The organism is Archangium sp. (genome assembly GCF_057119385.1).
In genome coordinates this window covers 23893-49512 of record NZ_DBNGVP010000127.1, presented here as the reverse complement: position 1 = coordinate 49512, position 25620 = coordinate 23893, and the positions used below count along the sequence as shown (strand labels likewise).

Annotated in this window: 24 protein-coding genes and 3 pseudogenes; 14 read left to right on the top strand and 13 right to left on the bottom strand. The window is 67.2% G+C overall.

All coding sequences use genetic code 11. From position 1 onward, the window contains the following. Window positions 1-123 precede the first annotated feature (123 nt). The 8 genes from AC16DP_RS31350 to AC16DP_RS31315 form a co-directional block, all read right to left on the bottom strand. On the bottom strand, window positions 124-510 hold the full coding sequence (locus tag AC16DP_RS31350; protein ID WP_329733582.1) for a peptidoglycan-binding domain-containing protein: 387 nt from the start codon (window positions 508-510) through the stop codon (window positions 124-126). A 230-nt stretch (window positions 511-740) separates the two neighbouring features. Beyond that, window positions 741-1562, bottom strand: coding sequence for an ATP-grasp domain-containing protein (locus tag AC16DP_RS31345; RefSeq protein ID WP_329733581.1), 822 nt, complete (start codon window positions 1560-1562; stop codon window positions 741-743). A gap of 3 nt (window positions 1563-1565) precedes the next feature. Further along, on the bottom strand, window positions 1566-2072 hold the full coding sequence (locus tag AC16DP_RS31340; RefSeq protein WP_329733580.1) for an SMI1/KNR4 family protein: 507 nt from the start codon (window positions 2070-2072) through the stop codon (window positions 1566-1568). Between the two features lie 20 nt (window positions 2073-2092). Then, window positions 2093-3133, bottom strand: coding sequence for an HNH endonuclease (locus tag AC16DP_RS31335; protein ID WP_329733579.1), 1041 nt, complete (start codon window positions 3131-3133; stop codon window positions 2093-2095). After that, window positions 3134-3562 carry a hypothetical protein gene (locus tag AC16DP_RS31330; RefSeq protein WP_329733578.1) on the bottom strand — a complete coding sequence of 143 codons (429 nt, stop codon included), beginning with the start codon at window positions 3560-3562 and terminating at the stop codon, window positions 3134-3136. 196 nt (window positions 3563-3758) lie between these two features. Further along, entirely contained in the window at window positions 3759-3884 is a 126-nt protein-coding gene (locus tag AC16DP_RS31325) for a hypothetical protein (RefSeq protein WP_329733577.1), read from the bottom strand. A gap of 129 nt (window positions 3885-4013) precedes the next feature. Further along, entirely contained in the window at window positions 4014-4412 is a 399-nt protein-coding gene (locus AC16DP_RS31320) for a hypothetical protein (protein ID WP_329733576.1), read from the bottom strand. Then, the gene (locus AC16DP_RS31315; protein WP_329733575.1) at window positions 4409-5107 is read right to left on the bottom strand and encodes a type VI secretion system amidase effector protein Tae4; all 699 of its coding nucleotides are present in this window, start codon (window positions 5105-5107) and stop codon (window positions 4409-4411) included. Before AC16DP_RS31315 ends, AC16DP_RS31320 begins: the two co-directional genes overlap by 4 nt. A gap of 583 nt (window positions 5108-5690) precedes the next feature. Between AC16DP_RS31315 and AC16DP_RS31310 the strand changes: the two are divergent. The 3 genes and pseudogenes from AC16DP_RS31310 to AC16DP_RS31300 all read left to right on the top strand — a co-directional run. After that, window positions 5691-5945, top strand: a pseudogene (locus AC16DP_RS31310) (PAAR domain-containing protein); the annotation flags it as partial. 6 nt (window positions 5946-5951) lie between these two features. Beyond that, window positions 5952-6326 (top strand): hypothetical protein, encoded by a 375-nt coding sequence (locus AC16DP_RS31305; RefSeq protein WP_329733583.1) that lies wholly within the window; start codon window positions 5952-5954, stop codon window positions 6324-6326. Between the two features lie 169 nt (window positions 6327-6495). Further along, window positions 6496-6930 (top strand): annotated as a pseudogene (locus AC16DP_RS31300) (GNAT family N-acetyltransferase); the annotation flags it as partial. Window positions 6931-7108: 178 nt separating this feature from the next. On the opposite strand, the gene AC16DP_RS31295 reads toward AC16DP_RS31300, so the two are convergent. Together AC16DP_RS31295 and AC16DP_RS31290 are read right to left on the bottom strand one after the other, a co-directional pair. Beyond that, complete coding sequence (locus tag AC16DP_RS31295; RefSeq protein WP_329733574.1) at window positions 7109-8206, bottom strand: glycosyltransferase family 4 protein; 1098 nt, start codon at window positions 8204-8206, stop codon at window positions 7109-7111. 22 nt (window positions 8207-8228) lie between these two features. Next, the gene (locus tag AC16DP_RS31290; RefSeq protein ID WP_329733573.1) at window positions 8229-9254 is read right to left on the bottom strand and encodes an NADP-dependent oxidoreductase; all 1026 of its coding nucleotides are present in this window, start codon (window positions 9252-9254) and stop codon (window positions 8229-8231) included. Window positions 9255-9404: 150 nt separating this feature from the next. On the opposite strand from AC16DP_RS31290, the gene AC16DP_RS31285 reads away from it, so the two are divergent. The 5 genes and pseudogenes from AC16DP_RS31285 (at window position 9405) to AC16DP_RS31265 (ending at window position 15535) form a co-directional block, all read left to right on the top strand. Beyond that, complete coding sequence (locus AC16DP_RS31285) at window positions 9405-10178, top strand: hypothetical protein (RefSeq protein ID WP_329733572.1); 774 nt, start codon at window positions 9405-9407, stop codon at window positions 10176-10178. Between the two features lie 67 nt (window positions 10179-10245). Beyond that, window positions 10246-10719 (top strand): annotated as a pseudogene (locus AC16DP_RS31280) (SDR family oxidoreductase); the annotation flags it as partial. Window positions 10720-11446: 727 nt separating this feature from the next. Further along, the gene (locus AC16DP_RS31275; RefSeq protein ID WP_329733571.1) at window positions 11447-11761 is read left to right on the top strand and encodes a hypothetical protein; all 315 of its coding nucleotides are present in this window, start codon (window positions 11447-11449) and stop codon (window positions 11759-11761) included. A gap of 14 nt (window positions 11762-11775) precedes the next feature. Beyond that, a complete protein-coding gene (locus AC16DP_RS31270) occupies window positions 11776-13329 on the top strand; it encodes a hypothetical protein (RefSeq protein ID WP_329733570.1) in 1554 nt (517 codons plus the stop codon). Window positions 13330-13807: 478 nt separating this feature from the next. Continuing rightward, entirely contained in the window at window positions 13808-15535 is a 1728-nt protein-coding gene (locus tag AC16DP_RS31265) for a protein kinase domain-containing protein (RefSeq protein ID WP_329733569.1), read from the top strand. Window positions 15536-15567: 32 nt separating this feature from the next. Here the strand turns inward: AC16DP_RS31265 and AC16DP_RS31260 are convergent, their stop codons facing one another. Continuing rightward, entirely contained in the window at window positions 15568-16569 is a 1002-nt protein-coding gene (locus AC16DP_RS31260; protein ID WP_329733568.1) for a GFA family protein, read from the bottom strand. Between the two features lie 176 nt (window positions 16570-16745). On the opposite strand from AC16DP_RS31260, the gene AC16DP_RS31255 reads away from it, so the two are divergent. Beyond that, on the top strand, window positions 16746-18230 hold the full coding sequence (locus AC16DP_RS31255; RefSeq protein ID WP_329733567.1) for a hypothetical protein: 1485 nt from the start codon (window positions 16746-16748) through the stop codon (window positions 18228-18230). Window positions 18231-18285: 55 nt separating this feature from the next. On the opposite strand, the gene AC16DP_RS31250 is transcribed toward AC16DP_RS31255, so the two are convergent. Further along, window positions 18286-18993, bottom strand: coding sequence for a pirin family protein (locus tag AC16DP_RS31250; protein ID WP_329733566.1), 708 nt, complete (start codon window positions 18991-18993; stop codon window positions 18286-18288). A gap of 31 nt (window positions 18994-19024) precedes the next feature. Next, window positions 19025-19936, bottom strand: a complete 912-nt coding sequence (locus AC16DP_RS31245; RefSeq protein ID WP_329733565.1) for an NmrA family NAD(P)-binding protein — start codon at window positions 19934-19936, stop codon at window positions 19025-19027. A 69-nt stretch (window positions 19937-20005) separates the two neighbouring features. Between AC16DP_RS31245 and AC16DP_RS31240 the strand changes: the two genes are divergently transcribed. From AC16DP_RS31240 to AC16DP_RS31220, 5 genes are all read left to right on the top strand, one after another. Next, window positions 20006-20917, top strand: coding sequence for a LysR family transcriptional regulator (locus tag AC16DP_RS31240; protein WP_329733564.1), 912 nt, complete (start codon window positions 20006-20008; stop codon window positions 20915-20917). 216 nt (window positions 20918-21133) lie between these two features. After that, window positions 21134-22903, top strand: a complete 1770-nt coding sequence (locus AC16DP_RS31235; protein WP_329733563.1) for a DEAD/DEAH box helicase — start codon at window positions 21134-21136, stop codon at window positions 22901-22903. Next, on the top strand, window positions 22900-23967 hold the full coding sequence (locus AC16DP_RS31230) for an RING finger protein (protein ID WP_329733562.1): 1068 nt from the start codon (window positions 22900-22902) through the stop codon (window positions 23965-23967). Before AC16DP_RS31235 ends, AC16DP_RS31230 begins: the two co-directional genes overlap by 4 nt. A 243-nt stretch (window positions 23968-24210) precedes the next feature. Continuing rightward, window positions 24211-24837 carry a hypothetical protein gene (locus tag AC16DP_RS31225; protein WP_329733561.1) on the top strand — a complete coding sequence of 209 codons (627 nt, stop codon included), beginning with the start codon at window positions 24211-24213 and terminating at the stop codon, window positions 24835-24837. Between the two features lie 334 nt (window positions 24838-25171). Continuing rightward, a complete protein-coding gene (locus AC16DP_RS31220) occupies window positions 25172-25570 on the top strand; it encodes a hypothetical protein (protein ID WP_329733560.1) in 399 nt (132 codons plus the stop codon). Window positions 25571-25620 lie beyond the last annotated feature (50 nt).

The following is a 25620-nucleotide window of genomic DNA, read 5'->3' as shown; positions in this document are numbered from 1 at the left end:
CTCGGCCGCCGCGCTGCTTCCAACCACGCCGGCTCCGTCTTCGTCGTCGCTGTGTTCGTCGTCATCGCGCCGCGCACTTTGCGGCCCCTCGCGCACCTCTACTACCTGGGCTGGATCGGAGGCTTACGGCGTGCCCTTGTAGCGGGGGATGGGCAGGTGCTGGCTCTGTCCACGCTGTCCCGGGGGCGGGGCGAGCGCATCGAGGGCGCGCAGGGTGGCGGCGTCCACCTTGCCGGTGGCCAATATCGCCGGGAAGGCCGGGCGGGCATGCACCTGGAAGTTGCGCACGGCCTTGGTCGACTGCGAGCCGAAGGAGCCATCCACGCCTCCGGGCACGCTGAAGCCCATGTCGGCGAGCGCCTGCTGCACGGCGCACACGCCCGGCCCCTTGGAGCCCACGCCGAGCGAAGTCTGTCCGGCGAGCACTCCCGTCAGCTCCGGTAGGTTGAGGAAGCGCTCGTTGCGCAGGACGGTGGGGGGAGTCGAGGATCCAGTGGAATCTGCGGTCATGGTGCACCCGGAGTCACAGGAGAGCGATGGCCCTTGAGCTTAGCCCTCCTGTCGTTGGCGGGGACACCTCCGTCTGGAGCCGCTGGCGATGGGCCATGCACCCGCACTGGCCGCAGTGACCGAGCCCGACATCTTCGAGTCGTTCAACGTGATGCTGCGCGCCGGTGGGCAGCCTTGCCTGGCGCCTCTTCAATCATGCTCGGCTCGCGAACGGTTTCCGGGTTTGTGTTCTAGAGGGGGATGCTTTCGATGCGCTCGCCGGAGGATGAATGCGCTAGGTAGCGGAACGCCGGGTCACCCCGGCCGATCTCGCTCCAGGTGAAGAGGCCGGCGTGCGTGGCGGCGCCAAAGGGATTTGTTTCGATGACGACGACCTCCTGACTTGCAGGGCTAGGCGTGACCGCGACATCCACGACCAGCTGTGCCATCGGCAGGGCCGCGGCAATACGGGCAGAGGCAGCGCTCAGCGCGGCAGCAAGTCGCGAGGCAGCGGGCGCTATTTCAGGAAAGAGGTCGCGGTAGTGGTATTGGGAAGCCGCCACGAGTCGCCGGCCGTAAAAGAAGAGCCGAAACTCGCTTTGCGGTGGGATGTCGCGCCATTCCCGGACAAAAAGTGAGACGGGCCGGTGATGGTGAAGGCAGAGGCTGGCGAGTCGAGCGACGCGAGGATGGGGGAGCATGAGGCGCTTGAGCGCCAACTCCGCTTTGAAGATCGGCCGCAGTAGGAATTCGTCGCTCTTGAAGCTGGCGCTACCCGTACGGAGGAAGACGCCAGCGGGAAACTCGCGGAGGGCGGTGGCGAGCGCGGAGCGGAACTCGCCGGAGAAGGTGAGCCGGCCATCCAATTCGAGGGGAGGACGTGCCTCGGGAGTCTGGGAAATGAGGGCGAGAAGATCCGGCTCGGCCAAGGGGATTTGCACCGAGCGAAAGGAGAGCCCATGGAGCGTGGGCGGCCAAGCTTCCATGAAGCTGGGCCAGACGTTGGCCAGCGGGGTACGAGGGCCCTGAACTCCCTGCTGGCTTTCCAGATCTTCATCCCCCGGCGAGCTCACGCGCTATTGCCGCTTCTGCAGGGAGTTGAGGAAGGTCTCGAAGGTGGGGGCGATGAGCTCGAGGCCCGCAGTGTTGTCGCCGCCAGCAGCATAGGGATCAAACGAAAGATGCCGGTAGTAGATACCTCCGGGGCGCGGTGCCTTGTCGCGTAGATCGCAAAAGATGCGTGCCTCGTCTATCTCATCCACGGCCGAGCCGATGACGATGATGCCGCGCGGCAGGGTAGGACGGCTCTTTTCGTCGTAGATGCTCGAATCCCAGAAGATCTTGGTTTGGGAGCGCATTTCATCGTGCGCGAAGATCCATTCCAGCCGTGGCTGCAGGAACTTGTCTTTTCGCTTCACACGGAAGCGATGCGTCTCTTCACCAAAAGCAGCGCCATCGCTCTGCTTGAGGAAGGCGCGCAGTTCCATCGGGAGCACGACGTCGAGCGCTTGCTCGAGTTCGAGGATGTCTTTGTCGTTCGCGGGATCGAGATAGCTGGCATCTGAATATTTTTTGAGGCTCATGGCATGGCTCGGCTTCGTGTCTAGAATTCGGGATTGCCCCACATGGAATCGCCGCCGACGTGCGGGGTGCCTGAGTTGGCGGTGCCATCGGCCTTGCGCATGGCGGTGTGGATGTCTCGATCAATCAGCGTCATGGTGACGCCATCTGGCTCATGATGCCAGGTGACGTTCTTTTCGTTCTTGCCCTTGTCCCATGCACCGTACTTCTTCTGGGCGGCCGCGCGGGCGCTGCTGAAGTCTGTATCGTTCCCCTTCATATCTATCTCCACCCGCACGGGTTTACCATCCGGCCCTTTCTGGGCGAAGCTGGTGAAGTCCGGATGGCCATCCTTGAAAGGAATACCTTCGTTTTCCTTGCCGTACTTCTTGAGTGCGGCGTGGAGGGACGGGTTCTTTTCCGGATCGGGAACGTAGTTTCCCGTGCCGGGCGGGACCGGCTTCCCCGTCTTGGGATCCACCCACTTGCCCTTGTCGGAGGAGGGCAGGCGGCCAGGATTCGCCTCGCCCTTCCGTGCATTGAGTGCATCCACCTTTTTCTTGGGGCATTTCTTGACGGCGCATTTCGCGAGTTCGTCATCCACCTTTTTACGGTTGGCCGCGACGACCTTGTCCCAATACTGCCGGGCTGCGGCTTTGCGAATGTTGTAGAGGTCGCCTGTGGCCTTGAGCGCCTCATCGAGGTGGCTCATGGTCTTGGCGGCCAGGAGTGATTTCTGGCGGGCGAGGGCGGTCTTGGCGGCACTGATGGCTTGGGCAACATCGTCCATCTTGGCCGCAATCTTGGTGCCGCGAATGCCGCCCTTGGCCACGATGTCCACGACGGGGATGAAGCCGACGATATCGAGGAGCGCCCCGCCCACATCTCCTTTGGCGACGGACTTGGCCAGACTGGCGATATCGGCCGCCGTGCCAAAAGGAGGCGGGGCAAAGCTGCCGGCGGTGAGGGCCGCATCCGCAGCCAGCTCGGCGTAGGCGGCGTCGAGTTTGCCGAGCTCTGCCTCGGCTTGGCGGACCTTGTCAGCGGCGTGTTTCTGCCCCAGCTCCTGGTAGACCTTTCCCACTTACTCACCTCCGCTGGTTTGCCCCGGCACGCGAAACCAGGCGCGATCATCGGCCTTGAGGATGACCTCGGACGCCACGGCTCCATCCACTTTGTAGAGGCGGTCAATTTTTTCCGTAGGCGAGAGCTTGGGATGATTGACGATGGCGGCGAAGACCGGGAACTCGAAAAAGTCCGCACCAACGGTCCACATGAAGGTGATGAAGTGCGCTTGGGTCGAGGGGTCGGTGAATCCCTTGGATACCGCGACGCGGCGTCCGTTCAAGACCATCCGGCGCAGCATGGCGTTTTCGATGTCGTGGTAGAAATGCGGGAGGTTATCCGGCATGAAGCTTTCGGTGTACCACTCGACGAAGGCTTCGTCGGGCTTGAGCAAGGCTAGTCTTTGCTGGCGGGAAATTTTCAGCACGTCGCGCTCCTTTGTTTCCACGACAAGCTCGATGAGGTGTTGCCCACCAGGAGTGAAGGGAGAGGCGGGGACGGTGTCTTGGTCCGTCTCCCTTCGGTGTAGCCGCCGTCAGGGCCTCCTGATGCGTCGTCTCGGCCCAGCTTTTCTTGCCGTGAGCTTGTGCGCAGGGGGGCCTGGGAGGTTTTGCTCGAAGATGAACACTCCGGTGACGGCGTGCTCAGCCCTTCCCGGCCAAGCGTAAGGGCACGGAGACCTGCGTGTTCTCCCACGAGATGTTCAGCGTGGATGCCTTCTCATCCAAGGCGATGGTGAGGGCCTGGGCGGTTTCCGTGCTCTTCGTCACCTTCATGTCCACGCGCGGATGTCATTGTCCTTGTTGTACTTGTAGGCGCCCCACTGACCGACGTCCTTGTTGATGATGAGCGTCCACTTGTCCTTGAGGAACGCAACAGAGCGACTGCGCATCACCGCCTCACCGATCGCGCGCGAGGAACTTCTTCAGTGCCGGCGAATGATAGAAGTCCATGCACTGTGCGAAGATCTTGTTGAACGGACCGACGTTACCCTCGTCCTTCATCGGCACTTCCGCCAGGTAGTAGTCGGCGGTAGTGGTCTTCACGAAGCTCTCCAGGCGCTGCCGTGCCTTGGGCCGCGAATTGTCCAGCGCGTACTGCAGCAGCAGGTAGGAGCGGTCTTTCTCGGCCCCCGGGCCGAGCGTGCCCACCTTGGCGTAATTGCTGTCCAGGCAGAGCTTCAGCGCATAGGCCTTGAGCGCTTCCGGATCTGGCGCGCGATTGCCGGCCGCGCCGCTCACCGTGGCACCAACGACCAGCGTGGCCAGCATCACCAGCGCGAGAAGACGTGCGTTCATTTCAACTCCCAGAACGAGACGGACGTGGTTTCGACCAGCTTTTTGCCATCGTCGGACGGCTTCACCAACCAGAAGTAGTACTCCGGGCTGGTTGGATTCTTCTCTGCGGTATTGGCACCGACGTACAGCAGGTTCTGCGTGGCGCCTTCCCACAGCGTGAAATGTCCGGTGGCATCGGACCATCCCGTCACATTGAACACCACGATGCCGTTCTTGTTGCTGATCTTGGACAGCAGCGTGTCCTGCGCCAGCTTCTGCCGTGCTAGGTATTCCGTGGGATGCTGCTGGACGTACGTCTCGGCGGTACGCGCCGTGCCACCCGGCTTCGGCATCGGCGTGGGATAGGTCAGAGTCAGGTCCGGCGCCTTGAACAGGCGGTTCAACTCGGCCGCCAGATCCTTGACCCGCAGCCAGTAGTTGAGCTTGTCATCGCCCTTGAGGTTGCCCCCCTTCGATGGCGCGGGCTTCAACTTCACACCGCTGTGGTTGAGCGCGTAGCTCATGCGCAGCGCGCAGGTATTGGCGTACGCCGGCTCGTCCGCGTCCTTGGCCAGCGCCTTGGAGATCTTCGGATAGAAGACATACCTGTCCTGCCCGTCCGGCGGGTAACTGGCCTTCATGTCCTTCCACGACGGCCGATGGACCACTACTGGCTTGGACGACGTGCCGCCTGCGCTTGCGACAATGCCCGTCATTGTTCCTCCTTCTCAGATATGGCCGGCCAGGATGTTGACCGTGCCCTTGTCGCGCAATTTGTTCTCGATGACCGCCTCGCCATCCTCGCCATCCTCGCCATCCTCGCCGACGACCGCGCTGAGTTCGAGCATCTGGCTCCGGCGAGCGGGCTGTCGTCGGCGACCTCGACCCGCACCGTCACCGTGTTACCGGGCGGATGGTTCTCGGTCAACACATGCGGGTTCAGATCGACGAGGAGCGTGGCAGCACCCGAGACGATGATCGCCGGGCGCTGGTGGCGTAGCCCCCACCCGCGCGCCCGCCTTGCCATCGATATACGTGAAAGGACATTCGGTCAGCACCCGGCCGCCACTGTCAGTGGCATCCCCACCACGATTCATGCCCAGGGCATGCCAGCTCCTTTGTTGTTGCGTCGTGGACGCAAATATCGCACTGGAGTGCGGGGTGGTCAAGCTGTGCGTGAAGGCGCGCCTTCCGCCCCGTTTGGCCTGCTGGCGAAACAATCGCGTGAACGCGCACCTCTCTGCTACATTCAGTGTCTCTCAGACGTCTGTCAGCCATGCTTGACGGGGAAAATACGCGATGCCTCCTGCCGCACGTATCACAGACCAGCACGTTTGCCCGAAAGTAAATCCAGGTCCAGTCCCTCACGTGGGAGGCCCCACGACGTCAGGTGAGGCGACCGTTTTTATCGGCTACCAACCTGCCGCAAGGGTGGGAGACTCCCTGTTGTGCGTTGGCCCGGGAGCGACAGATTCAATTTCTCAGGGTGAGCCAACAGTTATTATTGGAGGCAGCCCTGCTGCGCGGCTGGGGGATCCAACCTCTCACGGTGGCGTTCTCGTGGCGGGATGTCCCACCGTCCTTATCGGTTCATCAGTACAGTCAAACGTCATCCAACTTGCTGCCCGCGACGGCACACCATTCTGCGAGGAGTGTGAGAAGAAGCGGATCGTCCGGATGTATTGGACTTACGGCAAAGAGGAAATACCTCTGACCGACCAATCCCGGTTTTATGTCGATATGAATTTGCATATAGAAACAGAAAATTACGCACCAGGAGAGTCTGTCGCCGTAACAATATCCAGGGACGATGGCAGTGGTATTTCCGAAGGCGTCCAGGAACTGAGCTTCACCGCCATCGTCAAAGAGGGAGGAGAGGCGAAAATCGAAGACATCTTCAACAACAGCCGTGTTGACATCGTCATGAAAGATTGAGGCGAGGGAATTGGTACACGCTCACGCGACAGGGAAAAGGAGGAGTCGATGAGCCAGTGGAATCCGCGGTCATGGTGTACCCGGGGCTGCGGGAGAGCGGTGGCCTTCGAGCCTGGCGCTCCTGGCGGTGGCGGGGACATTTAGCTTGGTGTACGTGTCGCCCACCGACATGAGCTCGAACGATCCCATCCTCTACCGTGAGCCCACGCCACTCGTCGTTCCGCCGGTGACGATGGAGGGCCAGACCGTCCGTCTGGATCCGCTGGCGATGAGCCATGCACCCGCGCTGGCCGCGGTGGCCGAGCCCGGCATCTTCGAGCACTTCAACGTGGTGCTGCGCACGCTCGGGGACGTGGAGGCGTACATCGCCGACACGCTGGCGGTGGCGGAGCGCGGGGTGGAACGTGCCTTCGTCATCATCGAGAAGGAGACGGGCTCGCCAGTAGGTAGCACGCGCTACCTGGACATCCAGCGCAATCACCGCACCCTGGAGATTGGCAGCACCTGGTTGGCGAAGCTCGTGTGGCGCTCGCGGGTGAACACCGAGTGCAAGTACCTGCTGCTGCGCCATGCCTTCGAGGAGCTGAAGGTGATGCGGGTGCAGCTCAAGACGGACCGGAGCAACCTTCGCTCGCGGACGGCCATCGAGCGCATCGGTGCGCGTTTCGAAGGCATCCTCCGGCACCACATGCTGGTGCGCGGCGGCGTGGTCCGCGACACCGCCCTCTTCGGCATCACGGATACCGAGTGGCCCGAGGTGAAGACGCGCCTGGAGGCGATGCTCACCGGGCACTGCGCTCGAGGGTGTCCTCCAGCAGGCGCACCCGGATGGAGGGGAGGTAGAGGCTCTCCGCCCGCTGGCGGCCCGCGCGTCCCAGGGCCCGCCTGGCTCCGGGGTCCGCCACCCAGCGCGCGAGCACCTCGGCAATGGCGTCCGCCCGGGGCGCCACCCGGGCTCCACACGTCTCGTCGACGATCTCCCGCGCCCCGCCCATGTCCGTGGTCAACACCGGCAGGCCCGCGTACATCGCCTCGACGAAGACGATGCCGAAACCCTCGGGGACCACGTTGGGGTGGCAGAACAGGTCCGCTCCGGCGAACAGCCGCGGCACGTCCGTGCGCTGGCCGAGGAAGCGCACCCGGTCCGTCAGCCTCCCCTGCGCCGCCTGGGCACGCAGGCGCTCCACATAGGCCTGCTCCTCCGGACGTTGCGCGCCTCCCACCACCAGGCACTCCCACGCCGCGTCGCGCCTCAGCTTCGCCAGGGCCTCCAGCAACAGCGCATGCCCCTTGCCCGGCTCCATCCGGCTCAGCTGGAGGATGACCGCCGTTCCCTCGGCGATGCCCAACTCCCGGCGCACGGCCTCGCGCACCCCGGGCTCCTTGGGGGTGCGGTCCTCGACGGGACAGCCGGCGACGAGCGGCGTGGGCCGGGGCACCAGCGCCGAGACGGACCCGGCCGTGAACTCCGAGTTGGTGAGGAACGCATCCGGAGGAAACCGCGCCATCAACCGGTCCAACGGATGGTGCGGGTCCACCCGGCTGTGCACGAAGAGCGCCTGCCGGTAGCCGAGCAGCGCCGGGGCCGCGACGAGCTTCAGCCACGTGGAGTGGTACACTACCAGGTCCGGGCTCCACGCGCGCAGCAGCCGGCGCAACCTCAGCTGGGGCCCGACGAGCGTCCACGGCCGTCCCAGCCTCGCCGGGCCGAGCACCTCCACCGAGGCGCCCGCGGCCCGCAGCTCCGTGGCCAGCCGGCCCTCGAAGAACAGCGCGAAGCGGTGCTCCAGCCGCCGGGGCGACTTCGCCAGCGTCACCAGGAAGGTCTCCACGCCTCCGTACAGGTTTCCCGCCGCCAGATGGAGCACTCTCCCGGCCACATTGCCTCCTCGCCGCCGCGTCCTACCCTCTCCCCGAGGGCTCCGGCGCGACGCGAATCATCCGCTTGCCGATGTTGGCCCCGTGCAGCAGGCCCATCAAGGCCCGCGGCGCGTTCTCCAGCCCGTCGATGATGTCCTCGCGCACCTTCAGCCGTCCCTCGGCCACCCAGCCCGCCAGGGCCTGCTCGGCCTGGCTCCGGCGGCCGTAGAAGTCCATGACGATGAAGCCCTCCAGGCGCAGGCGGCGGATGGTGAGCAGTCCCGGAACGCCGAGCAGCCTCGGGGGTGGCGTGTCGGTGTCGTAGATGGACACGGCGCCGCAGCAGACGATGCGCCCGTGGGTCTTCATCCGGAACAGCGCCGCCTGGAACACCGCGCCGCCCACGTTATCGAAGTAGATGTCCACGCCCTCGGGGCAACAGGCCGCCAGCCGCTCGGAGAGGTCCCCGGACCGGTAGTCGAGGGCCGCGTCGAAGCCGAGCTCCTCCGTGAGCCATCTGCACTTCTCCGGGCCTCCGGCGATGCCGATGACGCGGCACCCGTGGAGCTTCGCGAGCTGCCCCGCGAACGAGCCCACCGCCCCCGCCGCCGCCGATACGAGCACCGTCTCCCCGGCGCGCACCTTCCCGACCTCCAGCATGCCGAAGTACGCCGTCTTCCCCGTCACCCCGAGCACGCTCATCCAGTGGGACAGGGGCCTCCGCGGCTCCAGTTTGTAGAGCGCGTCCCCTGGGAGCAGGGCGTAGTCCTGCCAGCCGCCATCGCACTCGACGAGGTCTCCGGGGCGGAAGCGCGTGTCCCGCGAGTCCACCACCTCGTTGAGCGTGAACCCGGCCACCACCTCGCCCAGGCCGATGGGCGGACGGTAGGTGGGGTCGGGGAACATCCACGCGCGGTTGGCCGGATCCATGGAGAGATAGACGGTGCGCGTCAGCACCTCTCCGGGACCGGGCTCGGGCACCGGGGTCTCGCGGTAGTCGAAATCGGACTCGCGCAACCGGCCCTCGGGCCTGCGCGCCAGGAGGAACTGGCGGTTGATGGCGGACATGCCGTGCGTCTCCTTCGCGGTTCCAGGAAGGAGTGCCCGGGACGCGGCATGTGATGGGCACCCGAGGGCGGGCTCGCCCGTCCGCCCGGCTGGCGCGGGAGATGGCGTCGTGAACCGGGCCATTCCCGAGGGCGGTGGTAGGGTGGCGCGATGGCTTCCGCTTCCTCTCTTCGTTTCGTCGTGGGCGCGCTCGCCGCGTGGGGGCTGCTCGCCGGCTGTGGCCGCACCGTGGCCCAGCCCGCCACCCTCGTGGACCTGAAGGACCGCACCCTGAAGTTCACCCTCACGGACGTGGACTCCCTCGAACGGGACTCCTCCGTGGGCGCGCATCGCTTCACCCTCATCTTCTCCGAGGGCCTGTCCTGTGTCCGGCTCGCGGACGGCGTCACCGCCACGCTCAATGGCCAGCCCATGAAGCTCGAGCCCGGGGGCGTGCCCGACACCGGTGTCGGCGGGCGCGAGGTATGCGAGCCGCCGCGTGCTACCTTCGACTTCGACCCCGAGCGCTGGGACAGCGAGCCCGTCGAGGACCTCCGCATCATCCTCCAGGACGACAGCCACTCGATGGTGCTCGTCCTGCGCGATGCCAAGGCCAAGCGGCGCTTCCTGCGCGAGAGCGGCTCGCCGGGCACCCTGCGGCGCGGACAGACCTACGCCTATGCGTGGCTGCCCGAGACGGATGTCCTCCAGGAGCCCGCGAAGGCCAGCCTCATCCACAAGAACAGCGGCGCGTTGGCCGTGCTGGACGTGCGGCAGGAGGGCAACACGGCCCGCTTCACCGTCCCCTCCGAGACGGTGGAGGGCCAGTACCTGCTGAGGCTGAGCGGCACCGCCGTGGCGCAGGTGCTCACCTGCGAGGGCGTGGCCGGCTGCGAGGGCGGCCTCTTCCACTCGGGGGACGTGGACGTGACCGTCAGCCCCTGAGCCCGCCCGCCTCCCTGGCGAGGGTTCCTCCTCCGTCGGTTGCCGGGGTTCCGCCCCCTCCCCACCGTGGCAGGGCAAGAAGGTGGAGAAGTTCGAGGCGCTCACGGCCGAGCGCGTCGAGCGCACCTTCCGCACCAACATCCTCGCGATGTTCCACCTGGTGCGGTACGCGCTGCCGCACATGAAGGCGGGGGCCTCCATCATCAACACGGCCTCCATCCAGGCCTACCAGCCGTCACCGGGTATCCTCGACTACTCGTGCACCAAGGGCGCCATCGTCACCTTCACCAAGGGCCTGGCGCAGGAGCTCATCGAGCGCGGCATCCGCGTCAACTGCGTGGCGCCGGGCCCGGTGTGGACGCCGCTCATCCCGCAGTCCTTCGACGCCGAGAAGGTGAAGAAGTTCGGCCAGCAGTCGCCCATGGGCCGGGCCGCGCAGCCGGTGGAGCTCGCGCCCTCGTACGTGTTCCTGGCCTCGGACGAGTCGCGCTACGTGAACGGGGAGATCCTCGGCGTCACGGGCGGCCAGGTCCTCGCCTGAGCCGCGGGGCCTCGCGTGGGGGCGGCGGGTTAGATTCCCGCTGCTTCCAGGAGAGGTTGCCCGCCGCCACGAGTCGAACACACTCCTAAAAAGGAGGCACGGCTCGCATCAGGGGACCAAATCGATCCTTGTCGGACCAAATTTGGACCAAATCCGGAGGCTTATAAGAGGGATGGGGGCCGTGTTGAGGGAGAGGGCTTGGAGCCGAGGGGTCGTGGGGGCTGTTGACGGGTGCCACAAGGGATGTGCGCCGGGCCGGTGCAGACGCGGTGCAGCCCCATTGGGCACACGCCGGCCCAGGTGGCCCCCCTCCAGGGGGACGCCGCAGGGGCGTGGGCGTCTGGGGTGGCGTGACTGCTTGAGGCTCAACACCACGTGTGCTGGGGTGGCCCCTGCGCTGCAGCCAGCTGAGCAGGTCGCGTGGACAGTGACAGGTGCTCCACAAGGGCGCGCACTCCATTGGGTGCTGTCAGGTACGCCAACACCCGGTGCTTGCCTCCACCGATCCCAAGTCGGCCATGCGCTCGCCCGCTTCATCCGCCACGGCCTTCAACTCAGCGCCCGCCTCCTTCTCGCCGAACGTGTCCCAAGCCATCCCTCTTTCTGCTCTAGCGTCAGCGCCCCGGTTGCTGGCTGCGGAGTGGGCACGTTATAAAGCGACAGCCCTTGACGATTCCACGAGTCCCGACGCTCTACTTTGCAGCCAATCTGGAAAGGTGAGTTCCGTATGGAAGAGGACGCTGAAATCATTGAGGAATGGACCTTGCGAGGCGTCGAAGCCGAGATGGTCGCAGTCCTCTCTGAGTTGCAGAAGGAGCATCCAGAACTCGGCATACATTGGGAGGTCCAGTCGGACGAAGACGCGGCTCTGACGCGTCGTGAGCCCCTGCGCGATCTCAACTTCGCCGAGATCCTGGTGACGGCCGTAGTTTCCCAGGCGGCGAAGACCGCGCTTGAGCAGGCCTTCAACTACCTGCGGAATCAGCTAGCCAAGGGACGTTCCAAGGTTGAGAAGCGCAACCGGCGGGACAAGAAGCGGTAGCAGGAGCAAGCGGAGTGACTGTTCCCAGGGCGGCCATTCTCTCCAGGAGAAGCCTGCGCTCCTCGTCCGATGAAGGTGAGTACAGTCCATACACTCAATACTTCACGCTCAACGGTCCCGGCTTCGAGGAGTGGGTCGAGGATCGCAGCGGCGGAAGGCGCCAGGTCGAGCTGAGCTTCGGTGCTCAGTCCATCCTCCATCACGAACTCGCTCATTGGATCCAGAGCCACGGAACGAGCATCGGCGCCTTGCTCTCGTCGCTGCGGGGCCTTCAAGCGGATCTGCTTTTCCGGAGTGCCAAGCGGCTGAGCCCGCAGCTCTGGCACTTCCTCATCTATAGACGTTTTGGCAAGGACGATCTGCCATTCATTCCAGTCGACAAGAATGGCATGGTGGATGATCCGCTAGCTCGAACCGACGAGGCGTTCGCCGCTTTTCGAAGCGTGTGGTGGGCGTTGCAGGTGACCCAGCGTGTGTTCGATGACCCGAGTGCCTTCAAGAAGAAGCACCTGCCGCTCGCCCAGGAGTTGCGGCACGCACTGTCGCTGCTCTGGAGCACCCGCTCGCGCGCGGTCCCCGATGCTCTGTTCGGGAGCGCTATTGCCGGAGCCTCTTCGGCTGAAGAGGAGTGCGCCATTCGGGAGCTGCTGTTCCGGACGGTCAGTGTCAGGTGTCTTCTTGAGGGCTTCGCCTCGGTTAACCAGTTCCTATACTACCGCCTGTATCGGAGCATCGACGATCCCGACTGGCTCAAGCAACGCGTCCAGCTGACGATCCAGTCCCTCTCTGAGACCCAATACGGCCTGGCCCTCCGCTCCTTCACGGACCTGTGTCCCGCCGCCAAGGCGAGCATGAGCGATGGCATGGCCAGCTTCTGCGTGCTCGTTGATCTGGCTCTGAATCCAGCATTGGACTCTGCGCTCGCGGAACTCGTGGGTGGTGGCGAACTGACGCGGTGTTTGTCCGACATCTACCCGGGAGCGAGATTCGAGCGGTTGTGCAGGGCAGCCGGGGAGTGCAGCTTCATCTCGATGAATGCCGACTGGGACGTCGTCCTCCAATACCAGGAGGATCTTCTGAAACGAGCCGGCCTCTCCGTCGCTGAAGGGGCTGTCGGCCGCTCCGAGCAGCCTCGACTGAAGTCCATCAACGCTCTCTCCTACAAGGCCGAGACGCTCGGGGGCTTCACGCTGGCGGATGTGGAAGCGTTCTGGCAGAGCCGAGCCACCATAGGACGTAAGCGCTACCCGACGCTGTTCGTGCTGCCCTCCGTGCAGTACCTCTATGGGAGAGACTGGCTGCGGGAGCTGAGCAATGATTCCGAACTCAATTTCTTGGTACAGCCACCGCTCTGGTCCGACCGTAAGCGGCACATCTATTTCGGGTTGGAGCACAGCCCAAGTCATTGCCTGATTTTCTGGTCGATCGTAGCCACGATCGCCTACGACGTGATCTGTGGGACGGGACGCATCGACCTGTCCGACTACCCGGAAGACACGCAGCACAGCGGAATCGCCCAAGACGCTCTCGGCGCCGTATTCAGGCATTTGGGCTTGGAGGTGAAGTGACAGCCCATTGTCACCGCTGAGGACTTCTCATCAACTGAATCCGCCATCCTACTCAAGGAGCAACCGATTGAAGATACGTAAGCCTCCGCTCCAGCCCAGGTTGAGATGGTGCTCGAGGAGCCGCAGAGTGAGCGGCGCGATGACGACGAACACAGCGACGACGAAGGCGGAGCCAGCGTGGTTGGAGGCAGCGCGGCGACCGAGGTGTGCAGCGCCCCCCGCGCACCAGCGCGCGTACAGCCTCTGACTTGGTGCAATTCAGGACCTGTTAGGTCCTGGCGGCCTTTCTGAGTATGGCGGTGCGCTTCGCCAGTGCCGAGGCTGGCCGCATTGGTAGCGCTGCACCTTGAGCTTCCATGCTTCCCCGGAGGGCCGCCTGCGTACCGTGCGGCGCCTTCGGGCTCCCACACATCCAGGGGACTGACCTCTCATCTTTTAGCAAGGGAGGGGTGTGCGTGAACGAGGCCCGGGAGGTCAGATGCGCGAGAATGCAGAAGAGAAGGACTCCTCCCTGTGCTCTGAGTCGGATGTCTCCTTCTTGAAGGAGTTGCTCCAGGGCGAACAGTGGTGGCGGTTGCCACTCCCCGGGGAGTGGCTCGGGGGGGTGGATGGCCGGCGCTTCGAACTGCTGGAGCCGATGGGATGCGGGGGCATGGGACAGGTCTTCCGCGCGCGCGACACAACCCTGGGACGCGAGGTTGCGCTCAAGTTCCTCTTGCCCCGTCCTGGCTTTGAGGAGTTGGTACTCGCCGAGGCACGTGCCGTGGCCCGGCTCGACCACGAGAACATCGTCCGCATCTTCGACATGGCGGAGTGGAGCCGCCCACCCGAGCAGACCCGTATTCCCTTCCTGGTCATGGAGTGCCTGGCAGGCAGGTCGCTCGCTCGGTTGCTCGAACACGAGCGCCCGGAGTTCCGGCGCGCGCTGGCATTCTTCGAGGCCATTACCACGGGTCTGGCCCATGCTCACGAGCGGGGCATCGTCCACCGGGACCTCAAACCGGGCAATGTCTTCGTTACCCGGGAGGGGTCGTTAAAGCTGCTGGACTTCGGCTTGTCACATCTGACTGTGGGGTCGGCCCGCGCTCCGCTCCAGCCCGCCGGAGGCACCCCGGCCTACATGGCACCAGAGCAGTGGCTCGGCGAGGCGCAGGACGCGCGCACCGATATCTGGGCTGCGGGTGTAGTGCTGTATGAGTTGCTCACCGGCGAGTTGCCCTTCCAGGGCGCCACACTGAAAGAGCTCCGCGAGCGGGTGGTGTCGCCGGAGCCCGTGCCTCCGGTGTGTCTACGCTACCCGGAACTGCCTCGGCAGGTGGAGGCGCTGTTGGCCACCGCGCTGGCTAAAGAGCCCGCCCGGCGATTCGCCTCGGCGCGGGAACTGCTCAAGGGTGTGAGCGAACTGCGCGAGCGGCTCTTCGGCACCGGGCGTGGGCGACCGGGCCCCACCGCCGGCTCTCCTCCTCGGCGGTGGGTGTCGCTGGTGTCCTGCCGGCTCTCGGGACTCGTCGAGGGCGAAACGCTACTCGATGCCAGAGAGCTGACCGAGTTGGAGCGGGCCTTCCACGGAGCATGCCTTGAGGTCATCGAGCGACATGGCGGCAGCGTGGTCCTCTCCACAAGTGGCGAGGTGCTCGCGAGCTTCGGTTGGACGCAGGGGCACGATGATGACGCGGTGCGCGCGGTGCGCGCGGGGTTCGAACTCTCCCAGGGCCTGCGCGATACCCTCCAGCACATACTGCCGCACCTGCCTCTCTCCCGACTGTCGGTGGGCGGTGGTGTCCATACGCAGCGCATGGCAGTGGGCACACTGCTCCCGGGAGAGTCCTCGAAGGTGGCTGCGGTGCTCGCACGCCAGGCGGCGCCCGGAATCCTGCTCGTCAGTCACAGCACCTGGAGGCTCGTGCAAGGCTCCTTCCTCGGCAGGTTTCTAGGGTTCCAATCCTTCGAGGAGCACTCAAGCCACGCGCTACTGGCAGCTCATCAGGTGCTGCGAGAGCGGGAGGGCTCCTCCAAGGTTGAGTCGGAGCAACCGTTCGCGTGGGTCGCGGGGGTCACGGCGGAGGCGACGGTGCGGAGCCAGGCACGAATAGAGAGAGCCGTTCAGGAGCTGGTGGCGAAGCAGGTAGATGGCATTGCCTCCCTCATCGAGAAGATGGTGCGCAGGGTGCTGGAGTCCACGTTCACGGCCTTGGAGCAAGACTGACTTGGGCAAGAGAGCGCACGAGAGCATGGGCTTCAGCGAGTGAACTCTTCTCGCCGCAGGAGGCCGTCTTCAGGTACTTCGTAATAGTCGCCTTTGCTCCCCAGGTAGATATGGGCCTTCGGCCTCAGCCCGGTCGGGGCATCGAGGGTCCCCGCGCAGATCGACATCTTCGGCGCGCCCTCTTCGTCCCAGAGCAAGCTCGAGCCACACTCGCCGCAGAAGCCTCTCCGCACGGTCGGCGACGCCGCGTACCACCTGAGCCCTCGCTGCTCGGTGAGTTGAAGACCGGGGCGGTCGACGGCGGTGTACGCCCCGACGTGTCCATGCCAGCGACGGCACTTCGAGCAGTGGCAGAACGTGACAGGGGTCAGCTCGAGGGTGAGCGCGTACCTCACGGCGCCACATGCGCATCCGCCTGTTTTCATCGCTCCACTATACCCACAGGTCCGAAGCTCAAGCTCCCATCTGGAGGAGCACGGTGCCCTGCTTGTGTCCGAGTCGACGCGGTGGTGGGTCTGGGCGCTGTCCTCCCAGGGATAACGGCCGTCGATGACCGCGCGGATCCGTCCCGTCTCGGCGAGCTCCTTGAGAAAGCACAGGTCCTTCTTCTTCTCGCCCGGCGGCTGCAGGCCGGTCAGCGCCAGGACCGCTCTCTTGTTGCCGAAGAGGCGCGTCCAGAGCATGTCCGCGAACACGAACATCCCCAGGGTGGGAACGGTGGAGAGGTAGATGCCCCCATTCGTCAGCGCCTCCTTGCAGCGAGAGAAGGCGCTCTTTCCCACGGCATCGAACACCACGTGGTAGGCGCCCCGGCGCCGGGTGAAGTCCTCCCGCGTGTAGTCGATGACCTCGTCCGCTCCGAGGGCTCGAACCCTGTCGACATTCCCCGTGCTGCAGACCGCGATGACATGCGCGCCGTAGTGTCTGGCCAGCTGCACCGCGGCGGAGCCCACGCTCCCGGAAGCGCCGTTGATGAGGACCGTCTGCCCGCTCCGCACGCGCCCGTGGTCGCGGAGGAAGGGCAGCGCCGTCATGGCTCCGTCACAGAGAGACGCCGCCGGAGAGGTGTCAAAGGACTCGTTCCGGCGCCTGGGGTTCCAGGGTTCCAGGGTTGATTGGACTTTCCGCGCGGTCACATTTTTCCAGAGCTGTCTCTACCCGGGCCGAGGGGCCTGCTTCCGGGCCCTCCTCTCTTTGGAAAGGTGTGGAAATGAAAGAATTGAAAAGCCGATGGGTGCTGGGGGCATGGATGTCGTTGCTGGCCGTGGGGGCCGGTTGTGGCCCGGCCCCGAGCGAGCCCGTCCCCGCCAGGCAGGCACGGCTGGGACGCGGCGCCTCCGCCCTGGCGTCCCCCAACGTGATGGGCTCCTTCGATGGCGCCTCGGCCTCGGGCGCTTTCGGCTGGGCGTATGACCCGGATCACCCGGACGCTCCGGGCCAGGGGTGCACCTCCGTCCAGAGCCCGGTGAAGATCCTCCTGCACGTGGACAAGAACCCCCACAAGGTCTTCTACGCCAACACGTACCGCGGAGATCTTCCGGGCGGCACCGGGGGCATGGTGGGGTGCTACCACGGCTTCTCCAGCCCGTCGTTGGCGGCCCTCAGCCCGGGCACGCACACCGTCGATGCCTATGGCTTGGATCCGGAGGCCGGGACCTGGGTGTTGCTGCCCGGCTCGCCGAAGACGCTCTCCATCCCCGCCGGCGCGGACCACGTGCTCTCCTCCACCTACGGCAACGTCACCGTGCGGTTGGACCTGTACCGGGGCGGGATGGTGGACAACATCCTCATCAACGGCCTGCCCGAGCCCGTGCTCATCAATGACCAGGATGGGCGTGGGCTTGGCACGAGCGGCTTCAACTTCATCAACAACCTCTACCGCGGCGGCGCGCGGTGGACGCCCCTGTTCAACGAGAGCGGCAACGCCAACGCGGTCGACGATGCGACCCAGGTCTACTCCGGAGATCTGGGCAACCGCTGCGGCCTGCTGCAGACGGCGCGGGGCATGGAGTCCACCGGGCGCCCGTGGCTATGGGCCAACTGCACCAACACCGTGGACTGGCAGACGCTCGACTTCCTCTCCTACGACAGCGACTTCCGGGTGAATGAGCCGGGTGGCCCGGTACTGGACCTGCACATCGCCCACCGGGCGAGCTGGCCGGACGTGTATGACGGCACGCTGAAAATCGAGCAGACGCTCTACAACGGCACGGCCACCGCCCTGGCCCCGGCCGCGTACAACGATACGTACCTCTTCCCCATCTCGCCGCAGCTGCACCTCAACCGCCGGATGTTCTCCACGGCCGGGCAGAACGGCGGGGCGGGCTACTGGTACTACCGGGAGGCGAGCGGCAACTGGATGCCTTTCACCCCCGCGAAGGACGGGGGCTGGCTGGCCAGGCCCGTGCCTCCCAGCAACTACAGCGCCGACTACTACGCCGCGAGCGGCCATGCGATCGCCGTCTACTCGAACGCCAGCCGCACCTGGGGGGTGGGGGTCTCCTGCCCGGGTGGCCAATACGACTCGGGCTTCTACGTGAAGGACATGGATGCCCAGGGCATCATGTTCATCGGCAGCCGCTGGCCCCTGCCGAGCACGATCGGCGCCTACCAGTCCCTGAAGAAGAGCTGCTACGTGGTGTTCGGCTCGGAGTCCGTCATCCGCTCCATGATAGACCGCTACCCGCAGCAGTAGCGGATGGGCGGGAGGGGGGGAGCCACCACGGCGAGGCTCGCGCGCGTCAGGCCGCTCAGACGCGCACCCCTCGTGCCATCGGCACCTCGACGAGCACCAGCTCCGCCAGCGCGGCCGCCTCCACGTCGACGCCGCCGGTCTCCCAGAAGCCGGCGGCGTCGCCCTCGCGCAGCCGCAGACCGCTGACGAGCACCTCGCCCCGCGCGCAGTGCACGTACACCCCGTTGCCGGGCGCCCGGAGCGCGTACCGCCCCCGCTTGCCCGCCTCGAAGGCCGCCACCGAGAAGAAGGCGTCCTGCCCGATGAGCGCGCTGCCCTCGCGCCGGTCCGGCGAGAGCGCGAGCAGGAACTGGTTCTGCTTCTGCTCGGGCCGGTACGAGAAGGTGTCGTAGCGCGGCGCCGTGCCCTTGTGCCGCGGGTACACCCACACCTGGTAGCTGTGGAACGGCGCGTGCTCCGAGTCGTTCATCTCGCTGTGACTCAGGCCCGTCCCCGCGCTCAGGGTCTGCACCGCGTGGGGGCCGAGCACATGCGCGCCCCCCGTGGTGTCGGCGTGCCGCTGCGCGCCTTCCCGCATGAGGGTGGTGATTTCCATGTCCCGGTGCGAGTGCATGCCGAACCCGCGCCCGGGCGCGACCACGTCATCGGCGAAGCCGCACAGCTCGCCAAAGTGCGTCTCGTAGGGCACGAACGCGTACGCGCTCGTCTTCCAGGTGTCGGCGCGGTGCATCCGCGCACCCTCGGGCCGATACAGGGTCTTCATGGTGTCCTCCTCCGAAAAGCCGGGCGGCGGCTCAGATGGCCCCGCGGCCGATGGCGTCCTTCACCGCCTCGGCCTGGATGTCGGGGTAGCGCGCGTTCTGCGTGGGCCCCAGCAGCGCCCGCCCTCCGAACACGGCGTGCGCGTACATGAGCGGCAGCCACGCGAACATGTTTTGCGGCTCGGCGGCCAGGCGCCGCTTCGTCTCCGCCTCGAGGTCCTCGAGCGAGCCCAGCCGCTCGAGGGTCACCTTCCGGCCGCGCGCCGCCTCCCACGTCCTCGCCATCGTGAGCAGGTCCATGCGGTCCCCGGAGACGAAGAGCTTCTCGGGCACCGCCCGCTCGTCGAGCGCCGCCGCGGCCGTGAAGCGCGCCGTGTCCTCCCACGTCGTCCAGTCGATGGGCGTCATCCCATCACCCCAGTAGCGGGCCACGCCCTTGTCCGGGTCGAAGGCGCCGAGGAAGCCCAGGACGTCCTTGTCCGCGAAGATGCCCTGCAGCACGTGGACGACCTCGAAGGAGGCGGTCACCTCGCGGCGGGCCTGCTCGCCGAGCGTCCGGCGCCAGTCCGAGTTGAGGTTGACGCCCGCGGGCAGCGCGAAGAAGTCATACGAGTAGTCCGAGGGGATGAAGCGCCGGGCCCCGGCGGCCTTGGCGGCCCTCAGCAGCGCCAGCTGCGCATCGATGATGATGTCCGGCCCGCCCTGGAGCGCCGACACCACCGCGAACGCCCCCCGCACCGCGAGCGCCCGCTCGGCCTCGCTCGCCGCCACCGCGTCGAAGGCGGCCAGCTCCACCTTCGGACCGGCCAGGCTGGCCACCTCCGGCTTCCGGGGCTCCCTCACGAGGGCACGGACCCGCACGTCCGGCTTCGACGCCAGCGCCCGCACGATGAGCTGGCCGAGCTTCCCGGCCGCACCAACCACCACGATGAGTTTTTCGTTCATGGGTCCAACGTGCCTGAAGGGTAGTCTCCAGACAATGCGGACCCTTTCGAACACTCTGTCAGGTACACCATGACAATCCCGGTCTCTCCCGCCGACATGCTCCTGTTCGCCGCCGTGGTGCGCGAGGGCAGCTTCACGCGCGCGGCCGCCCAGCTCGGTGTGACCAAGCAGACGGTGAGCGAGCGCATCGCGAAGCTGGAGGCGCGGCTCGAGGTGCGCCTGCTCGAGCGCACCACGCGCCGCCTGCGCACGACGGACGCCGGGGCCGCCTACGCCGAGCGGTGCGCCGCCATCGCCGTGCAAATCGAGGAAGCCCATGCCGAGCTCCGGCGGCGGCAGGGCGAGCCCGTGGGACTGCTGCGGGTGTCCGCGCCCGTGCTGTACGGCAGGCGGTTCCTCGCGCCCGTGCTGGCCGACACCCTGGTGCGCTACCCGAAGCTGCGCGTCGAGCTGCTGCTCGCCGACCGGCGCGTCGACCTCATCCAGGAGGGGTTCGATCTCGCGATTCGCGTCGGCGAGCTCGATGATTCGACCCTCACCGCGCGCAAGCTCGGCGAGGGACACATGTACTACGTGGCCAGCCCGGCCTGGTTGGCGAAGCACGGGATGCCCACCGCCAGGACACTGCGGGAGGTGAGGTGCATCGGCGTCCGCGCCCACGAGACGTGGGAGGTGGGAGGCACGCCGGTGCGCATCGAGCCCCACCTGGTGGTGAATGATCTCGAGATCGCCTGTGACGCCGTGGCCGCGGGCATCGGCGTGGCGCGGCTGCCCGGCCTGGTGTGCCGCGACCTGGTCCTGGCGGGCCGCTTGCGCGTGCTGTTCAGCGAGGAGACGGCGCGCGTACGGCCCGTGTACGCCGTCTACCCCAGCCGCCAGTACCTCCCTCCGAAGGTGCGGATCTTCGTCGAGGCCCTCGCCAGGCTGGTGGAGCCGATGCGCCCGCTGGACAAGCGCCCCGCGAGGGCCTCGCGGCGCTGAAGACGTTGAGCGCGAGGGCCGCTCGTTCGGGCCGGTGGAGCTGGAGGCCGTTGGGCCTGGCTCCTCCACGAGGTCCAGGTCTGGCGGCTGCACGAAATCGCGTGCCCGCCTGCCCAGCGTCCCGCCCTTGGACGTCACCTTTCGGGTTGAACTTTCCGAGTAGGGTCTTATCGTGCAAGGAGAGCCGCCGTCCGTCCTGGCCGAAGTGGAGGCACCATGTCCAGCCCCCCTGTGGAAACGGGCCTCGCGCCCACCGACTTCGCACCGCTCGCGCCGCAAGCGCTGGGGCCGCTGCTCACCCATCCCCGCGACTCCGTGGCCTGCGTGGCCCATACCCTGCGCGCCCATGCGCTCGCGGCCGCCGAGCAGTTCGAGGAGCTGCTCGCCTTCTCCTCCCTCCAGGGGGTGGAGCCCCACACCTACCAGCTCGAGACGGTCCGGCGCGTGCTGCGCCAGCACCGGGGCCGCGCCCTGCTGGCCGACGAGGTCGGCCTGGGCAAGACGGTGGAGGCCCTCATGGTGCTGCGCGAGTACCAGCTCCGGGGCATGGTGCGCCGCGTGCTGGTGCTGGTGCCGCCCGCGCTCGTCCTCCAGTGGAAGGGCGAGCTGGCCGGGAAGGCCGGGCTCGAGGCCCTCGCCTCCACGGACCTGCCCCCCGGCACGCCGCCCGAGTCCTTCTGGGGGCGCGAGGGCGTGCTCATCGCCTCGCTGGCCCTCGCCCGCGGCGCCCGCCATGCCCCGCTCGTCCAGGCGCAGCCGTGGGATCTGGTCATCGTCGACGAGGCCCACCACGTGAAGAACCGGCGCACCCTGGCCTGGAAGCTGGTGGACGGCCTCAAGAGCCGCTTCCTCCTGCTGCTCACCGCCACCCCGGTGGAGAACGACCTGGAGGAGGTCTACAACCTCGTCACCCTGCTGCGGCCCGGGCAGCTCGCCACCCCCGCCGACTTCCGGCGCCAGTACGTGGACCCGAAGGACCCCACCTCGCCGCGCAACCGCGAGAAGCTGCGGCGCCTGCTGTCCGAGGTGCTCATCCGCAACACCCGGGCCCGGTGCGGGCTGAAGCTGCCGCCCCGCTACGTGACGACGGTGGCGGTGGAGCCCCTGGAGGCGGAGCGGGCGCTCTACGCGGAGGTGGTGGACTTCCTGCGCCGCCACGCGGGCGAGGCCCGGGCCCGGCTGTCGGCCTCGACGCTGCTGCTGGAGGCCGGCTCCAGCCCGCATGCGGTGCGCGCCACCCTGGAGCGGCAGCGCGAGCGCCGGAGCTCCGGTGAGGACGTGCTCCCCTCGCCGCTGGCCCGCGAGCTGGAGCGGCTGGGACGGTGCGCCGGAGCGGTGCGGGAGTCGGCCAAGGCCCGGGCGCTGGTGGACATCCTCCGCGCCCACCGCGAGCAGGTGCTCGTCTTCAGCCGCTACCGCGAGACGCTCGGCTACGTGGAGCAGGTGCTGGAGGAGGCCGGGGTGCCCCGCGAGGTGGTGCACGGGGGGATGAGCCAGGCCCACAAGCACGCGGCCCTCGAGCGCTTCCGCGGCGGGGCCGTTCCCGTGCTGCTGGCCACGGACGTGGGCAGCGAGGGGCACAACCTCCAGGCCTGCCACGTGCTGGTGAACTTCGACCTGCCGTGGAACCCCATGGTGATCGAGCAGCGCATCGGCCGGCTGCACCGCTTCGGGCAGACGCAGGAGGTGCGCGTCTACAACCTGTGCGCGCGAGGCACGGCGGAGGACCGGGTGCTGGACGTGCTGGACCGGCGCATCCACCTCTTCGAGCTGGTGGTGGGGGAGATGGACATGGTGCTGGGCAACCTGGCCGACGAGAGGGATTTGGAGGAGCGCATCCTCTCCATCTACGCCGAGTCGCGAGGGGAGGACGAGGTGGCGCGGGCCTTCGAGACCATCGCGGAGGAGCTGGCCCGGGCGCGCGGGCAGTACGAGCGGACGCAGGCGCTGGACGCGGCGCTCTTCGGAAAGGACTTCGAGGCATGAGGGAGATGCGGACGCGGGCGGTGCCGGATCCTCTCGCCTTCGCGGCGCGGGCCCTGGCGCGGCGGGGGGCGCTGCTGGAGGAGGAGGAAGGCCACGAGGTGCTGGCGCTGTTGCCGCCGGAGCTCTCCCGGGAGCTGGGCCTGACGGAGGAGGTGCGGCTGTCGGCGGCGGGGGAGGGGGGCACGGTGGCGTGCGGCCTGGGGACACCGCTGCTGGAGGCGGTGGTGGGCGAGGCGCGGCGGGAGGTGCCCGTGGCGGGGGCGCGGCTGGTGCGGGAGCCGGCGCCCAGGGTGGGCCACGCGCGCAACCTGGCCGGGCGCTATGTCATCCGCAACGGCGTGGCCGAGGTGCTGGAGGCGGCGGGAGGCGAGGCGACGTACCTGGTGGCGTGGCTGGCCTACGTGGCCGAGGCGGACGAGCGGCACGAGGGCGTGGGCGTGCTGGGGGTGTACCCACGGGACGGGGCCCGGCCCGGCGAGGGTTTCCTCGCCACGTGTGACGTGGAGGCGGAGGGCGCGCTGGCGCCATGGCCCAGGCCCGCCGTGGAGCCCGGAGCGGAGCAGTGGCTGGCGCGCTACGCCCCGGAGGTGGAGGAGCGGGTGCTGCGAGGGGTGCGCGAGGCGACGGCCCGGCGGCACGCGAGGGACCGTGAGCGCATGAGCGAGTACTACGCGGCGATGGTGGCGGAGGCGCGGGCACCGCGGCGGCGGGTGGACGCGGACGCGATGGAGGCCAAGGTGCGCCACCTGCTGGCCGAGCGCGACAGCAAGCTGAGGGACCTGGCCGAGCGCTTCACCCTGCGTGTCCACACCCGGCTGGCGGCGGCGCTGTGGGTGGCGGCGCCGGTGGCCCGCGTGCGGGTGCGCGTGCGGCGGCGCAAGGGAGAGCGCGAGCTGGTGCTGCGGCTGCCCGCGGGTGCCCATGGCTTCGACTGGCTGCCCTGCGAGGGCTGCCCGGGCACCACCGAGCGGCCCGCCCTCTGTGACGAGCGTCTCCACGTGCTGTGCGAGACGTGCGTCCCCCTGGCCTCGGGCCGCCCCCGCTGTCCCGCCTGCGGTGCGTGAGCGCCCACTGCCCGAAGACTCCGCTTACGCGGTTTTATCTTTTATTTCGCGAAAAGCTGTTCTACGTGCCTCCTGCTTCAGCGGACGAGGGGAGGCCGGTATGCGTGAGAAGCCGTGGGTGGCCGTGACGTGGAACCTACCCCGGCCTCCAGATTTCCGTGGTCAACAGCGACTGGACCGCGCTGACGCCGTGAGCCCGGGGGCTCGGAGGGAAGTAGGATGGAGGTGAAGGGGAGGACCAACATGCCGAGCCAGAGCCGCCTGCCGTACTTCAAGCCGTGGGATGCCGCCTTTGTCTTCCTGCTCCTGGGGGTGCATGGCGCCGCCGGGTACGCCGTGAGCGTGCTCGGCATGCGGGGGCTGCTCTGGTTCTGGGTGGCGTACGAGTGCCTGCTGCTCTTCACCCACCTGCCCTTCCCGTTCTCCAACACCCTGTACCGCGCCGCGAGCTGGCTCTACGGCAACGTCAATCCCACGCTGTACTGGGGCCTGGAGACCGCCTCGGCTGTCTTCGCCTTCGCCACCGTGGGTGCTCCCGTCTTCGTCCTGCTCAATTCCCTCACCCACGGCCTGTTCCTGGCCAGGGCCTACCAGCACGGCGCTCTTCGCAGCAGCCGGTTCTACACCCCGCCCCACAAGACCCCCCGCATCAACGCCATCATCACCTTCGACAACCTCTGCCACCTCACCTGTCTCTGGTTCTACCTGCGCTTCGCCCTGCACGACGCGACCACCGCCACCGGCGTGGGGCTGGGTCTGCTGGCGGGGGTGGGCCTGCTCACGGCCTGGTACCACCGGGGGGAGGTCCAGTGGGGGCACTTCTTCCACTACCTGAGGCTGGGACTGGCCCCCACCCGCCGCGGGGCCTGAGGCCGGCTCCTCTTGAGCCGTGAAACGATGGAACCTCATCGTTTCACGGCATGAAGTGTCGAGGAGGCCCTCTCCGCTGCCGATGAGGACCGACGACAGTCCCCCTGTGACGCCTGGGGGTCTGGTCATTCGAGCCTCATGGCGCCAGAGCCACAGGGCCGTGGCCTGGGTGCCAAGGCCTACCGCCAGGTAGAGCCCGTGCAGCCAGTGGAAGGAGCGCAGCATCGCCATCTCCGTCACGATCCACACCGTGAGCGCGCTCCCCGCCCCCAACGCGAAGACTTCGCCCCACCTGTGGCGCCGAAGGGCCAGTGCGCCCGCCGCGAGGTTGGGGATGCCCACTCCCGAGAAGAGCAAGAGCCCCGGCACGAAGAAGTCACGGAACGGGGCGTGTTCGAGCACCGACAGCGGTACCGTGAACCCCGGCGCGCCGCCTTCGGGCCAGCCGAACAGCTCGATGCCGCCCCAGGAGGCGGTGGCGCCGGTGAAGAAGCAGAGCCCCGTGAGCAGGCGGCGCGCGGTCCGGTGGGCACGGCCCGGCGGCGTGACGATGCCCTCCCGCTCCGCCCGCTGGCTCCGAGAGCGCGAGAGCAGGCGAGGGAGGCTCCGCGCCCTGGTGCCCAGCCCCGCCAGGGCGAGCGCTCCGCCGAGCCAGCGCACCATCTCCTCTCGTTCCATTTCAGCACCTCGCATGTCCTTCGTGGCTGCCAGCGGTGCCACGGCCGTCCACTGAGAAAATGGAACCCCAAGATGGGGAGGACAAGCCTGCGCGCTGCCTCGCCC